Annotated in this window: 13 protein-coding genes; 6 read left to right on the plus strand and 7 right to left on the minus strand. The window is 58.8% G+C overall.

Annotated features, from left to right (window positions below):
* Positions 1-112: 112 nt before the first annotated feature.
* The 7 genes from LOY50_RS21680 to acs all read right to left on the minus strand — a co-directional run bounded on the left by LOY50_RS21680 (position 113) and on the right by acs (position 8569).
* Positions 113-1333 carry an aspartate aminotransferase family protein gene (locus LOY50_RS21680; RefSeq protein ID WP_214509497.1) on the minus strand — a complete coding sequence of 407 codons (1221 nt, stop codon included), beginning with the start codon at positions 1331-1333 and terminating at the stop codon, positions 113-115.
* Positions 1334-1686: 353 nt separating this feature from the next.
* Positions 1687-2667: a GlxA family transcriptional regulator gene (locus LOY50_RS21685; protein ID WP_018612661.1), complete on the minus strand. Its 981-nt coding sequence runs from the start codon at positions 2665-2667 to the stop codon at positions 1687-1689.
* Between the two features lie 113 nt (positions 2668-2780).
* The gene (locus tag LOY50_RS21690) at positions 2781-3545 is read right to left on the minus strand and encodes an ABC transporter ATP-binding protein (protein ID WP_018612663.1); all 765 of its coding nucleotides are present in this window, start codon (positions 3543-3545) and stop codon (positions 2781-2783) included.
* Between the two features lie 56 nt (positions 3546-3601).
* Positions 3602-4300 carry an ABC transporter permease gene (locus LOY50_RS21695; protein ID WP_014339810.1) on the minus strand — a complete coding sequence of 233 codons (699 nt, stop codon included), beginning with the start codon at positions 4298-4300 and terminating at the stop codon, positions 3602-3604.
* The gene (locus LOY50_RS21700; protein WP_003204800.1) at positions 4297-4986 is read right to left on the minus strand and encodes an ABC transporter permease; all 690 of its coding nucleotides are present in this window, start codon (positions 4984-4986) and stop codon (positions 4297-4299) included. The genes LOY50_RS21695 and LOY50_RS21700 overlap by 4 nt, the downstream gene beginning before the upstream one ends.
* Before the next feature lie 90 nt (positions 4987-5076).
* The gene (locus LOY50_RS21705) at positions 5077-5850 is read right to left on the minus strand and encodes an ABC transporter substrate-binding protein (RefSeq protein WP_003204802.1); all 774 of its coding nucleotides are present in this window, start codon (positions 5848-5850) and stop codon (positions 5077-5079) included.
* A gap of 763 nt (positions 5851-6613) precedes the next feature.
* On the minus strand, positions 6614-8569 hold the full coding sequence (gene acs / locus LOY50_RS21710) for an acetate--CoA ligase (RefSeq protein ID WP_003204805.1): 1956 nt from the start codon (positions 8567-8569) through the stop codon (positions 6614-6616).
* A gap of 443 nt (positions 8570-9012) precedes the next feature.
* Here acs and LOY50_RS21715 point away from each other — a divergent pair, with 443 nt between their 5' ends.
* From LOY50_RS21715 to LOY50_RS21740, 6 genes are all read left to right on the plus strand, one after another.
* Complete coding sequence (locus LOY50_RS21715; protein ID WP_253477339.1) at positions 9013-9276, plus strand: DUF2790 domain-containing protein; 264 nt, start codon at positions 9013-9015, stop codon at positions 9274-9276.
* A 29-nt stretch (positions 9277-9305) separates the two neighbouring features.
* Complete coding sequence (locus LOY50_RS21720; RefSeq protein ID WP_253477341.1) at positions 9306-9521, plus strand: hypothetical protein; 216 nt, start codon at positions 9306-9308, stop codon at positions 9519-9521.
* A 491-nt stretch (positions 9522-10012) separates the two neighbouring features.
* A complete protein-coding gene (locus LOY50_RS21725; protein WP_018612669.1) occupies positions 10013-11263 on the plus strand; it encodes a ribonucleotide-diphosphate reductase subunit beta in 1251 nt (416 codons plus the stop codon).
* Between the two features lie 392 nt (positions 11264-11655).
* Complete coding sequence (locus LOY50_RS21730) at positions 11656-12165, plus strand: Bro-N domain-containing protein (RefSeq protein WP_253477343.1); 510 nt, start codon at positions 11656-11658, stop codon at positions 12163-12165.
* A 293-nt stretch (positions 12166-12458) separates the two neighbouring features.
* Entirely contained in the window at positions 12459-12830 is a 372-nt protein-coding gene (locus LOY50_RS21735; RefSeq protein ID WP_253477345.1) for a type II toxin-antitoxin system RelE/ParE family toxin, read from the plus strand.
* Positions 12808-13128, plus strand: coding sequence for a DNA-binding transcriptional regulator (locus LOY50_RS21740; protein ID WP_046062559.1), 321 nt, complete (start codon positions 12808-12810; stop codon positions 13126-13128). The genes LOY50_RS21735 and LOY50_RS21740 overlap by 23 nt, the downstream gene beginning before the upstream one ends.
* Positions 13129-13299 lie beyond the last annotated feature (171 nt).

Below are 13299 nucleotides of genomic sequence, written 5' to 3' on the forward strand. Positions count from 1 at the left end.
GACTCCTGTGGGAGCGAGCTTGCTCGCGATAGCGCAGTGTCAGCCAACATTCATTTCACTGAGGCACCGCTATCGCGAGCAAGCTCGCTCCCACAAGGGGTCCGACTCAGCCTTAGGCTTGGGTCAACTTCGCCGCGGCCCGCTCGAAGCGATCCAGGCCTTCGTCGATGTCGGCGTCTTCCACCACCAGGCTCGGAGCAAAGCGAATCACGTCCGGACCGGCTTGCAGGATCATCAGGCCTTCCTGTTCGGCGGCGTTGAAGATGTCCTTGGCCTTGCCTTTCCAGGCGTCGTTCAGCACGCAGCCGATCAGCAGGCCCAGGCCACGCACTTGGGTGAACAAGCCGTACTTCTCGCCGATCTGCTCCAGGCGAGCCTTGAACTTGTGATGCTTGGCTTTGACACCCGCGAGCACTTCAGGGGTATTGACCACATCGATCACCGCTTCGGCCACCGCGCAGGCCAGCGGGTTACCGCCATAGGTGGTGCCGTGGGTGCCGACGACCAGGTGCTTGGCCAGCGCTTCGGTGGTGAGCATCGCCGCGATCGGGAAACCACCGCCCAGGCTCTTGGCGCTGGTGAGGATGTCCGGGACCACGCCGTAATGCATGTAGGCGAACAGGTGACCACTGCGGCCCATGCCGGTCTGCACTTCGTCGAACACCAACAGCGCGTCGTGGGCATCACACAAGTCGCGGGCGCCTTGCAGGTAGGCCTGCTCGGCCGGCAGCACACCGCCCTCGCCCTGGATCGGTTCCAGCACCACGGCGCAGGTCTTGTCCGAAATAGCGGCTTTCAAAGCGGCCAAGTCGTTGTAAGGAACGTGGGTGATGCCAGTAATTTTAGGTCCGAAGCCGTCGGAGTACTTCGACTGCCCACCGACGTTGACGGTGAACAGGGTACGACCGTGGAAGCTATTGAGCGCGGCAATGATTTCGTACTTCTCGCTACCGAAACGATCGAACGCGACACGACGGGCCAGCTTGAAGGCGGCCTCGTTGGCTTCGGCGCCGGAGTTGCAGAAGAACGCGCGCTCGGCAAAAGTCGCGTTGACCAGTTTATGGGCCAGGCGCAGGGCCGGCTCGTTGGTGAATACGTTGGACACGTGCCACAGCTTGTTGGCCTGTTCGGTCAGTGCACCGACCAGCGCCGGGTGGGCATGGCCCAGTACGTTGACTGCGATACCGCCAGCAAAGTCGATCAGCTCACGACCGGATTGGTCCCATACGCGGGAACCGGCGCCACGCACAGGTATGAAGGCAGCAGGTGCATAGTTGGGAACCATAACCTGGTCGAAATCGGCGCGTTGTACCGCGGCTTGCTCAACGGACATCGGAGTCTCCTGATGAGGAACACCCGCCTGGAACTGGCGGGCTTGGTAAGGATTGTAAGGACAGTTTTCAGCCCGGCCTTGCCGCCAAGCGACAACTTCTTATAGCGCCAACCCACGTTTTTCGCGGGTTTACGGCAATGCGACAAATAGCGTCGCAAAGGCGCAGTTTAAACGTTGCCGGTGTATTTGAGGGGCTGGCTTCCACATTTCCCTCGGCCATGCAAAACACTTGTGGCGAGGGGGACTTATCTGTGGGAGCAAAGCTTGCTCGCGATGCAGGCGCCTCGGTTCACCAAGGACCGCGTCGCCTGCATCGCGGGCAAGCCTTGCTCCCACAGAAGCGTGTTGTGCCACTAGCCGCGCTCGGACGGCACCGAGGACAATTCGAACGGGCTGCTGCTGCGGCGCTGGTTGCGGTCTTCCCGCGGCGTGGCGCCGAAGAAGTTGCGGTAGGCGCTGGAGAAGTGCGGCCCTGAGGAGAAGCCACAGGACAGGCCGATCTGGATGATGGATTTGCTGGTTTGCATCAGCATCTGCCGGGCCTTGTTCAGGCGCAGCTCCAGGTAATACTGGCTAGGCACGCGATTGAGGTATTGCTTGAAGATCCGCTCCAGCTGTCGACGGGATACACAGACATGCTGGGCAATCTCGTCGGTGGTCAGCGGCTCTTCGATGTTGGCTTCCATCAGCAGCACCGCCTGGGTGAGCTTTGGATGGCTGGAGCCAAGACGGTTCTGCAACGGGATGCGCTGACGCTCGCCGCCCTCGCGAATGCGCTCGACCACCAATTCTTCCGACACCGCACCGGCCAGCTCCGCGCCATGATCGCGAGCCAGCACCGCCAGCAACAGGTCGAGCACCGACATGCCGCCGCAGGCGCTCAGGCGGTCGCGGTCCCAGTCAAACAGATGGCTGGTGGCGATGACCTTCGGGAAACGTTCGGAGAAATCATCCTGCCAGCGCCAATGCACGGCGGCACGGTAACCGTCGAGCAAACCCAGCTGGGCCAGGGGATAGACGCCGGCAGACAAACCGCCGATCACACAACCGGCACGCACCAGTTGCTTGAGGGCGCTGCTCAGGGGTGAGGCCAACGCAGTCGGCGGCTCATCGGCCAGCAGGAACAGCTTCTGGAAGCCTTCGAGCTTACCGGCCCAAGGCTCGCCCGGCAGTTGCCAGGCGCCGTCGGCCGGCGGTTCGGCCTGCAAGAACGACAGTTCGTAGACCACATCCGGATGCACCCGCTGAGCAACACGCAAGGCCTCCTCGGCCAGCGCCAGCGTCAAGGCTTTAGTGCTGGGCCAAATCAGGAAACCTATTCGATGGGCAGTCATGGCGAGCAATCCGAAGCGAAAACAGTGTTAAAGCCAAAAGCGGCTGCAACCAAATTAGACCATCTGGCGCGCGGTGCGCAGCATGACCCAAATCAGGTGCGTAACGGGAGCGATTACTTGAGGCTGCCCGAAAGAAATTGTTGCAAGCGCTCGGATTGCGGATTGACCAGCACTTCGCGCGGGTTGCCGCTTTCTTCGACGATGCCTTTGTGCAGGAACACCAGTTGGTTCGACACTTCACGGGCAAAGCCCATTTCGTGGGTCACCACCACCATGGTCCGGCCTTCCAGGGCCAGGGCCTGCATCACCTTGAGCACGTCGCCTACCAGCTCCGGGTCGAGGGCCGAGGTCGGCTCGTCGAACAGCATCACCTCCGGCTCCATCGCCAGCGCACGGGCAATCGCCACACGCTGCTGCTCGCCGCCGGACATATGGCCCGGGTAGGCGTCCTTGCGATGGGCCACGCCGACCTTGTTCAGGTAGTGCTCGGCCTTCTCCCGCGCTTCAGCCTTGGCCACGCCCAGTACATGCACCGGCGCTTCCATGATGTTTTCCAGCGCAGTCATGTGGGACCACAGGTTGAAATGCTGGAACACCATCGACAGCCGCGAACGCATGCGCTGCAGTTGCTTGGGGTCCGCGGCCTTCAACGCACCGTCCTTGCCGGCGACCAGCTTCAACTCTTCGTTGTTGAGCAGGATCTTGCCGGCGTGGGGTTGTTCAAGCAGGTTGATGCAACGCAGGAAAGTACTCTTGCCGGAGCCACTGGAGCCGATGATGCTGATCACATCGCCAGCGGCGGCTTTCAGGGACACCCCCTTGAGCACTTCGTGACTGCCATAGCGTTTATGCAGGTCTTGGACTTCAAGCTTGTACATGCGGTCGGTTCTCACAAAACGTCAGTCGTTGAGCAGTCGATCGGATCGATGCGTTATCAGTGCTTGCGCGGGGCCAGGTAACCCAGCCAGCGGCGCTCGGCCAGTTTGAACAAGCGCACCAGGATGAAGGTCAGGCACAGGTAGAAAACGCCGGCCGTGATGTAGGCCTCGAACGGCAAGTAGTACTGCGCGTTCACCGTGCGCGCGGCACCAGTGATGTCGATCAGGGTCACGATGGATGCCAGGCTGGTGGTCTGCAACATCATGATCACTTCGTTGCTGTATTGCGGCAGCGCCCGACGCAAGGCCGATGGCAGCAGGATCCGGCGATACAGCTTGTAGCGCGACATGCCCATGGCCTTGGCCGCTTCGATCTCACCGTTGGGCGTGGCCCGCAGGCTGCCGGCGATGATTTCGGCGGTGTAGGCGCTGGTGTTGATGGCGAACGCCAGGCACGCACAGAAGGTCGCACTGGACAGCCACGGCCAGAGGAAGCTTTCGCGAACGATCGCGAACTGCGCCAGCCCGTAGTAGATCAGGAACAGCTGGACCAGCATCGGCGTGCCGCGGATCACGTAGGTGTAGAGCCAGGCCGTCATGTTGACCGCCGGCTGCTTGGACACCCGCATCAGCCCCAGGGGCAACGCCGCCAGCAGGCCGAAGAACAGCGACAGGGCCAGCAACTTCAGGGTGGTCAACAAGCCACTGAAATACAGCGGCAAGGCTTCATAGATGACGTTGTAGTCGAAGATCATAGATCAGCCGCCCTTACGCCTACCGAGTAGCGCTTCTCAAGGTGACGCAATGCCAGTAACGAGACACTGGTGATCACCAGGTACATCGCCGCCACTGCGAGGAAGAAGGTGAAAGGCTCGCGCGTGGCATCTGCCGCCTGCTTGGCCTTGAACATCATGTCTTGCAGGCCCACCACCGAAATCAGCGCGGTAGCCTTGGTCAGCACCAGCCAGTTGTTGGTGAAGCCCGGGATCGCCAGGCGAATCATCTGCGGCACCAGCACCCGGAAAAACACCTGGAACCCGTTCATGCCGTACGCCATGCCCGCCTCGGCCTGCCCCTTGGGGATCGCCATGAAGGCACCGCGGAAGGTTTCCGACAGGTAGGCACCGAAGATGAATCCCAGGGTGCCGATACCGGCCGCCAGCGGGTTCAGGTCGATGTAGTCGTCATAGCCGAGCATCGGCGCCACGCGGTTGAGCAGGTCCTGGCCGCCGTAGAAAATCAGCAGGATCAGCACCAGATCGGGAATACCGCGAATGACCGTGGCATACAGGTCGCCCAGCCACGCCAGCCAGCGCACCGGAGAGAGGCGCAACGCAACGCCGATCAACCCCAGGACGATGGCCAGGGCCATGGACGACAAGGCGAGCTCAAGCGTCAACCATGCGCCATCGAGGATGACAGCCCCGTAGCCTTTCAACATGATTCAGGTCCTCGAAAGTGGGATGAAAAAATGGCGCAAACCGCAGAGATCCTGTTGCTTGCGCCATTTCGCACGAGTGGCGGGACGTCGTTACTTGCCGTAGATGTCGAAAGCGAAGTATTTGTCCTGGATTTGCTTGTACTTGCCGTTCTCGCGAATGGCCGCGATCGCGCCATTGATCTTGTCCTTCAACGCGTCGCCCTTGCGAACCGCGATGCCGACGCCGTCGCCGAAGTACTTGACGTCGGTAAAGGCCGGGCCGACGAACGCGAAGCCCTTGCCGGCATCGGTCTTGAGGAAGCCGTCATCCAACAGCGTAGCGTCTGCCACGGTGCCGTCGAGACGACCAGCGGACACGTCCAGGTAGATCTCGTTCTGCGAACCGTATGGCTTGATCTCGGCACCCAGCGGGGCCAGGACTTCACGGGCGAAACGCTCGTGGATCGAACCACGCTGCACGCCGATGTTCTTGCCCTTGAGCTCGGCCAGGCCGTCGCTGACCTGGGTACCGGCCTTCATCACCAGACGGGCCGGGGTGTTGTAGTACTTGTTGGTGAAATCAACCGACTTCTTGCGATCTTCGGTGATCGACATGGACGACAGGATCGCGTCGATCTTGCGGACCTTGAGCGCCGGGATCAGGCCGTCGAACTCTTGCTCGACCCATACGCACTTGACCTTCATCTCTTCGCACAGCGCATTGCCGATGTCGTAGTCGAAACCGACGATGCTGCCATCCGGGGCTTTCGAGGCGAACGGAGGGTAAGCCGCTTCGATACCAATCTTCAGGGGCTTCTCATCAGCGAAGGTCGGCAGGGACAGCACGGACAGTGCCAGGGCGCCAAGCAGCACAAGTTTCTTCATCTTGGGACTCCATCGGTAAAGGGCAAAAACGGCAGAGTGAGCAACAGCCCAATATGCGAATGGGTGAAACGAACTTTGGTGCTGCGTCCTAGGAAGCTCACGTTTTATTCAACACGAGCCACGACGAGCGAGTGATCGGCATTCTAACGACAGGCCCGAAGCCGATATTTCTTCAATGCGACAACAAATTACAGAAGCACCGAGAAAGCTGTTCGAGCGCATTGACAGCCCCGCAAATTCATGCAAGAGCAAAAGAAGGGAAACCGATCTATGCTGCAAATAGCGGGCCCATTATTCGCAAACCCTTCTAATCCGGCAAGCACAGCGTGTCGGCTTATTTTTGGAGAGGCCTGCAAGCGCCCTGTATCGGGGCTTGGCGTTTCACATCGCCCCGTTGTGGCGCCTTTTGTTACACATTTCGAAACACCGGTAACGTTCAGACACTTCCTAGTTTAAACGCCGATATTTATTCATTCGCCAAACCTGTGGCGAGGGAGCTTGCTCCCGCTGGGGGTAGGAGCTGCCGAAGGCTGCGATCTTTTGATCTTGATCTTTCGCTTGGGACTCAATTGTTTGGGGCAAGATCGCAGCCTCGTTGCACTCGACAGCTCCTACACAGCTCCTACACAGCTCCTACAGGCGCAGCCGAGCGGGAGCAAGCTCCCTCGCCACAAAGGCACCACATTTCAAGCCCTCCCAGCGCGCCCATAAAAAAGCCCCGCTCGGCACTGCCGGGCGGGGCTTTCGGTTTTACGGGTTACCGTCAGGCAACGTTCATGGTCTTGTGCGTCTCGATCAGATGCGCCACCACACCCGGATCGGCCAGGGTGGAGATATCACCCAACCCGTCGTACTCCGCCGTGGCGATCTTGCGCAGGATGCGGCGCATGATCTTGCCGGAGCGGGTTTTTGGCAGCCCCGGCGCCCACTGGATCACATCCGGCGAAGCAATCGGACCGATCTCCTTGCGCACCCAGTTCTTCAGCTCCAGGCGCAGGGCCTCGCTGGTTTCTTCGCCGGCATTGAGGGTGACATAGACATAGATGCCCTGCCCCTTGATGTCGTGCGGCACACCGACCACCGCCGCTTCGGCGACTTTCGGGTGGGCGACCATGGCGCTCTCGATCTCGGCCGTGCCCATGCGGTGGCCGGACACGTTGAGCACGTCATCCACCCGACCGGTGATCCAGTAGTAACCATCCTCGTCACGACGAGCGCCGTCGCCGGTGAAGTACATGCCGCTGAAAGTCTTGAAGTAAGTGTCGACAAAACGGTCATGGTCGCCGTACAGCGTACGCGCCTGGCCTGGCCACGAATCGAGGATCACCAGGTTGCCTTCGGCGGCGCCTTCGATCAGGTTGCCGAGGTTGTCCACCAACGCCGGCACCACACCGAAGAACGGACGCGTGGCCGAACCTGGCTTCAATGCCGTAGCGCCTGGCAGCGGGCTGATCAGCACGCCACCGGTTTCGGTCTGCCACCAGGTGTCGACGATCGGGCAGCGTTCCTTGCCGACATTCTTGTAGTACCAGTCCCAGGCCTCCGGGTTGATCGGCTCACCCACCGAGCCCAACAGGCGCAGGCTGCTGCCATCGGCGCCTTCGACAGCGGCGGTGCCCGAGGCCATCATCGCGCGGATGGCGGTCGGTGCGGTGTAGAGGATGCTGACCTTGTGCTTGTCGATGACCTTGGCCACCCGGGTGATGTCCGGGTAGTTCGGCACGCCTTCGAACAGCAGCGTGGTCGCGCCATTGGCCAGCGGGCCGTAGACGATATAGCTGTGGCCAGTGACCCAACCCACGTCGGCGGTGCACCAGTACACCTCGCCCGGTTTGTAGTCGAACACCCGCTCATGGGTCAGCGCCGCGTACAGCAAGTAGCCGGCCGTGGTGTGCTGCACGCCCTTGGGCTTACCGGTGGAACCGGAGGTGTAGAGGATGAACAGCGCTTCCTCGGCACCCATTTCCTTCGGCGCGCAAACGGTGCCGGCCACTTTCATCAGGTCTTCGTACCAGATGTCGCGGTGCTGGTTCCACTTGATGCCGCCACCGGTGCGCTTGCACACGATGACCTTCTGGATGCTGCTGGTTTCCGGGTTGGTCAACGCATCATCGACGTTGGCCTTGAGCGGGATCTTCTTGCCGGCGCGAACGCCTTCGTCGGCGGTGATCACCACTTTGGATTTGCAGTCGATGATTCGACCAGCCAGGGCTTCGGGGGAGAACCCGCCGAACACCACCGAGTGAATCGCACCGATCCGGGCGCAGGCCAGCATCGCGACCACGGCTTCAGGGATCATCGGCATGTAGATGGTCACCACGTCGCCGCGGTGCACGTCCTGGCCGCGCAGGGCGTTGGCGAACTTGCAGACTTCTTCATGCAGCTCGCGATAGGTGATGTTGCGGCTCTCGGCAGGGTCATCGCCCTCCCAGATAATCGCAATCTGATCGCCGCGCTCGGCCAGATGACGGTCGAGGCAGTTGTAGGAAACGTTCAGGGTACCGTCGGCGAACCACTTGATGTCGACGTGGTGATCGTCGAAGGACGTCTGCTTCACCGTGGTGAAAGGCTTGATCCAATCGAGGCGCTTGGCCTGCTCGCGCCAGAAGCCGTCCGGGTTGACGACCGACTGCTGGTACATGGCCTTGTAGGTCGCCTCGTCAGTCAGCGTATTGGCCGCAACCTCGGGACGAACGGGATACACAGAAGCCGCACTCATCTTTCTTACCTCGGTGAATAGTTGTTTTTGTATGATCCCGTTGTAGCCCGGGGCGGGCCTATAGAACCATTCGACGATGGTAGTAACAAGTCCCTACAAAATGTCGGTACTAACGTGCAAGCCCTGCCTACCGCCATTTTCCTGTGGGAGCCGAGCCTGTGGGAGCCGAGCTTGCTCGCGATAGCGCCTGCCCATCCAACATCAGTCCACCAGACAGCCACCGACTCCCAGCCGATTATTACCAGATCAACCAACAGTGTTTATCAAAACCGAGTCTGTTTACCCCCACCCTCACCTTCTAAAATCCACCTCGCCAACCGGCAAACACGATTAACGCAACACAGCCCCCACGAAGGCCGTTAATCCAACTTCCAACACTTGCTCCACACGCAACCCCAAAAAGGTTGCGTGACCCTACTCGACTTCAAAAAGGTGAAATACAGATGAAAGCTTTATGGGTTCTGGTCCTCGGCAGCCTTTGCGCCACCGCGATGGCAGACGAGCTCCCGACCGATGCTGCACAGCAAAAACCGGCCATTGAGGAGTACACCTACTCCACCCACCTGGACATTGCCAAAGTCATCTCCATGAGCGCCATCCCGAACGTCTGCGAAGTGGTCCCGGCGAAGATGGAATACGACGACTCCAAGGGCCAACGCCACATCCTGCGCTACAGCGTCATGGGCAACGGCTGCTCCAACGGCTGATCAACGTCATCGAACCAGGAACAACCACCATGAAAAGCAGATTGATCTTCGCCCTTGCCCTGTCCGTGCTGGCCGCCAATACTTTCGCCGCCGACGGTTTTGATCGCACCGGTTCCGCAGCCGCGATCAAGGGTTACGACCAGGCGGATTGCGCCACGATCGCCAGTGACGATCACGCCACCACTGACCCCACCGCGGTGGCTAGCGACGGCAGCGATCACACCGGTTCAGCCCATACCGATTGATCATTACTGACATTTTCCACGGCCCGGTTTCGATCGGGCCTGGTTGTGTCTAGAACCGCCTAAACCCCTCCGCAAACACAACATGTAGTGCAAACCTTCAAAAAGCGCTCGTTTTTTGATCAAAAAAAACCGCGATACGATCCATGCAAAAAAAATCTTCAGCGGCCAAAGCCTTGTAAACCCTCGCTCCCACGCGGATATCCCACCCGCCGCTCCTTCTGTGAGCTATTTCGCCGCAGCACGTAGGCAAAAAAGTCCTTATAATGCCGCCTTAAACGGGCCTGCAATATTCCCTTACAGGGGATCACGCCAGCCTGGAGCCCACGCAGAGGCCAAATCGCCTCCTCGCGTTCACAGCCGCTCCGGAATGACCCGTACATTTTTCTGTTTATTGCCTGCGTCAGCTGCTGCAACAAACGATTTTTCCAAGATCCACCGCGGCCAGTAGGCCCTCATCGGGCATCTGGCCCTCACGCAGGAGACGACACGTCATGCTGAGCTGGGACGAATTCGACAAAGAAGACAGCGGCGAAGTCGCTGTAAAAGGCGCCAACGCCGGCCACGCTTCTGAAGCCAACATGGACCGCCTCGACAGCGCTGGCGGTGCCGCCGCCCTCGAAGCGCGGGCCGTGACAGCCAGCGACTCGGCCGCGATCATTCGCGCCAAGGCCGCCCTCGACAAACTCGACGTCGCCGAAGGCCTCGCCGAACTCGAAGGCGCCGCCGCCCGTGTCGCCGTCGATGAAAAGCGCATGATCAACTGCCGCGCCGACCTCAACCAGCTCGTGCCGTTCAAATATGACTGGGCCTGGCAGAAGTACCTGGACGGCTGCGCAAACCACTGGATGCCGCAAGAAGTCAACATGACCGCCGACATCGCCCTCTGGAAAGACCCGGAAGGCCTGACCGACGACGAGCGCCGCATCGTGATGCGCAACCTGGGCTTCTTCTCCACCGCCGACTCCCTGGTTGCCAACAACCTGGTCCTGGCCGTGTACCGCCTGATCACCAACCCGGAATGCCGCCAGTACATCCTGCGCCAGGCGTTCGAAGAGGCGATCCACACCCACGCCTACCAGTACTGCATCGAATCGCTGGCCATGGATGAAGGCGAGATCTTCAACATGTACCACGAGATCCCATCGGTCGCGAAAAAAGCCGCCTGGGGCCTGAAATACACCCGTTCGATCTCCGATCCGAAGTTCGAAACCGGCACCCCGGACACCGACAAAGAGCTGCTGCGCAACCTGATCGCTTACTACTGCGTCCTGGAAGGCATCTTCTTCTACTGCGGCTTCACCCAGATCCTCTCCATGGGCCGCCGCAACAAAATGACCGGCGTCGCCGAGCAGTTCCAGTACATCCTGCGCGACGAATCCATGCACCTTAACTTCGGTATCGATGTGATCAACCAGATCAAAATCGAAAACCCACACCTGTGGGATGCCGAGATGAAGGAAGAAGCAACCCAGATGATCCTGCAAGGGACCCAACTGGAGATCGAATACGCCCGCGACACCATGCCTCGCGGCGTGTTGGGCATGAACGCGGCGATGATGGAGGACTACCTCAAGTTCATCGCTAACCGTCGCCTGTCGCAGATTGGTCTTAAAGAAGAGTACCCAGGGACGACTAACCCGTTCCCTTGGATGAGCGAGATCATGGACTTGAAGAAAGAGAAGAACTTCTTTGAGACGCGAGTGATTGAGTATCAGACCGGTGGGGCTTTGAGCTGGGATTGATTTGAAAGAAAAATCCTAGGCTCCACGCGTAACTAAAAACCCCGTGAAAACGGGGTTTTTGTATTTCTACAGGACCAAAACTGCGTTTAACTCTGGGACCGGCACACTGCCTTTACCCTACGAAAAACTCAGAATCTTTCCGCATTGACGCCGTATCGTCTCGTTACCTATCTTAGTCGCAGGTGCCTAAGAAACGCCCAACGTAGTAGCTAATCGCCGAACATAGAACCGCGTACTGTCTAAGGACATTTGCAACTCTGTGTGGAGAAGATAGCTAGTTGGGATTTCTCTTACATCCTCTACGTCGGGCTCGCGCCGTTAACCTTTGAACGTAGAGGTGGTTATGCCCACAAAAACGCTGCTCTGCTCTCCGTATACCTCGGAGACCCATCATGCCTGATGCTTACATTCCGGCGGTTTTCACCCGTCACAACCTCCATCTGCATACCCTCTTGGTTGAAAACCAAGCTTGGTTCAGCGCCTCGGATTTGGGGCGGTTTATGAGCAAGCACCTCGATGAACGCATGACGCGCAAGCTTGACCCTGACCAGCGCCGGATGATGCTCGTGCATGTCCACGGTTTGACTGAAGAGCGTCTGATGCTGAGCGAGTCGGGCGTCTATGCATTGCTGGTTTATCACTACTGTCCTGAGTATCGGTTGCTGCGTGAGTGGATCACGCATCAGGTAGTGCCGACCCTCCGGGATGAGCGCTACTCGCATAGGGTGGAACGGCCTACGTTGAGCGTGCTGGATTGGCCGAAGATGTCGCTCTGCATGCTGCACTGGCAGGATGAGCCGTGGATTCGCTTGCGGGATATGCCGGCGGTGCTGGTGGATGATCCGTTTAGTCAGCATGAATCCTGGTGGCGGAGAGCTTCTCGGATTTTGCGAGGGTTTTGAGAATCAATCAGAGGCCGTCGTCCGTTGTTCGGGCGGCGGTTTTTTGTTGGTGATATGGAATTGGGACTGCTACGCGCCCAGCGGGGGCAAGCTCCCTCGCCACTGGTGTTTGGTGTTGAGGCTCGATTGCTGCTCGCTCGCACAGATTTTGCGATCTGTTGAAACAATATCAGAGCCCCGCTCCCCTCACGGCCGTGTCCCCCGTCCCCATACTAGATGGCGCTATCTGCAAGATTCAGGTTTTTGACACATATACCACTGAGTGGTAGCTTTACACATCAAAGGGAAAGCATATGCCAATGAGGGTATTCAAAACGAAGACCTTTGCTGCTGCAGCAAAGAAGGCAACGATCACAGATGCTGATCTCTGCAAGGCGGTGCAGGAGGTAGTGAACGGACAAGCCGATGATTTGGGCGGAGGCGTCTGGAAAAAACGCCTCAATGAAAATCGTCACCGCTCGATCATCCTTGCCAAGGGTCGTAGCTATTGGGTTTATCAGTTTCTGTTTGCTAAGAAAGACCAAGACAACATCACTGAAAAAGAGCTGGCCGCGTTTAAGAAGCTTGCTGATGCCTATAAAGGTTTGAGCAAGGAGCAAGTCCAGCATCTGCTGGACGGAAAAGAATTTGTGGAGATATGTAATGGCGAAAAAATTCAAAAGTGAGGCTTTCGAGTCGATTCATAGCTCGGCTGAGGCACTGCTAAAAATCGGCGCTATCGACAAGGCCACCATGCGGGAATTCGATGAGACCTGCATTGCTGAGGTGCCTGCTGAGATCCCACCTGCCCAGATCAAGAAAATTCGTCTGCGCAGTCACGTCAGTCAGCCGGTTTTTGCCCGCTACCTGAACACAAGCGCATCGACAGTTAAGCAGTGGGAAGCCGGCGACAAACGTCCAGGAGGGATGGCCCTTAAGCTGCTCAGTATCGTGGAAAAACACGGTATCGAAATACTGGCCTAGCAGGCACGGAGCCGGAGACGAACTGACGACCGAAGGTGTATCACTGGGCAACAATCAAAAACCACTGCAAGACCAGACTGAGCCCCCTGACGGGGGCTTTTTCATGAATGAACCTGCCCACATCCTAGTCAACAGCGCTGTCTTTCCCAGTAGCTCGTAGAGCGGCAACTA

The organism is Pseudomonas sp. B21-010 (assembly GCF_024749325.1).
GTDB lineage: Bacteria > Pseudomonadota > Gammaproteobacteria > Pseudomonadales > Pseudomonadaceae > Aquipseudomonas > Aquipseudomonas kilonensis.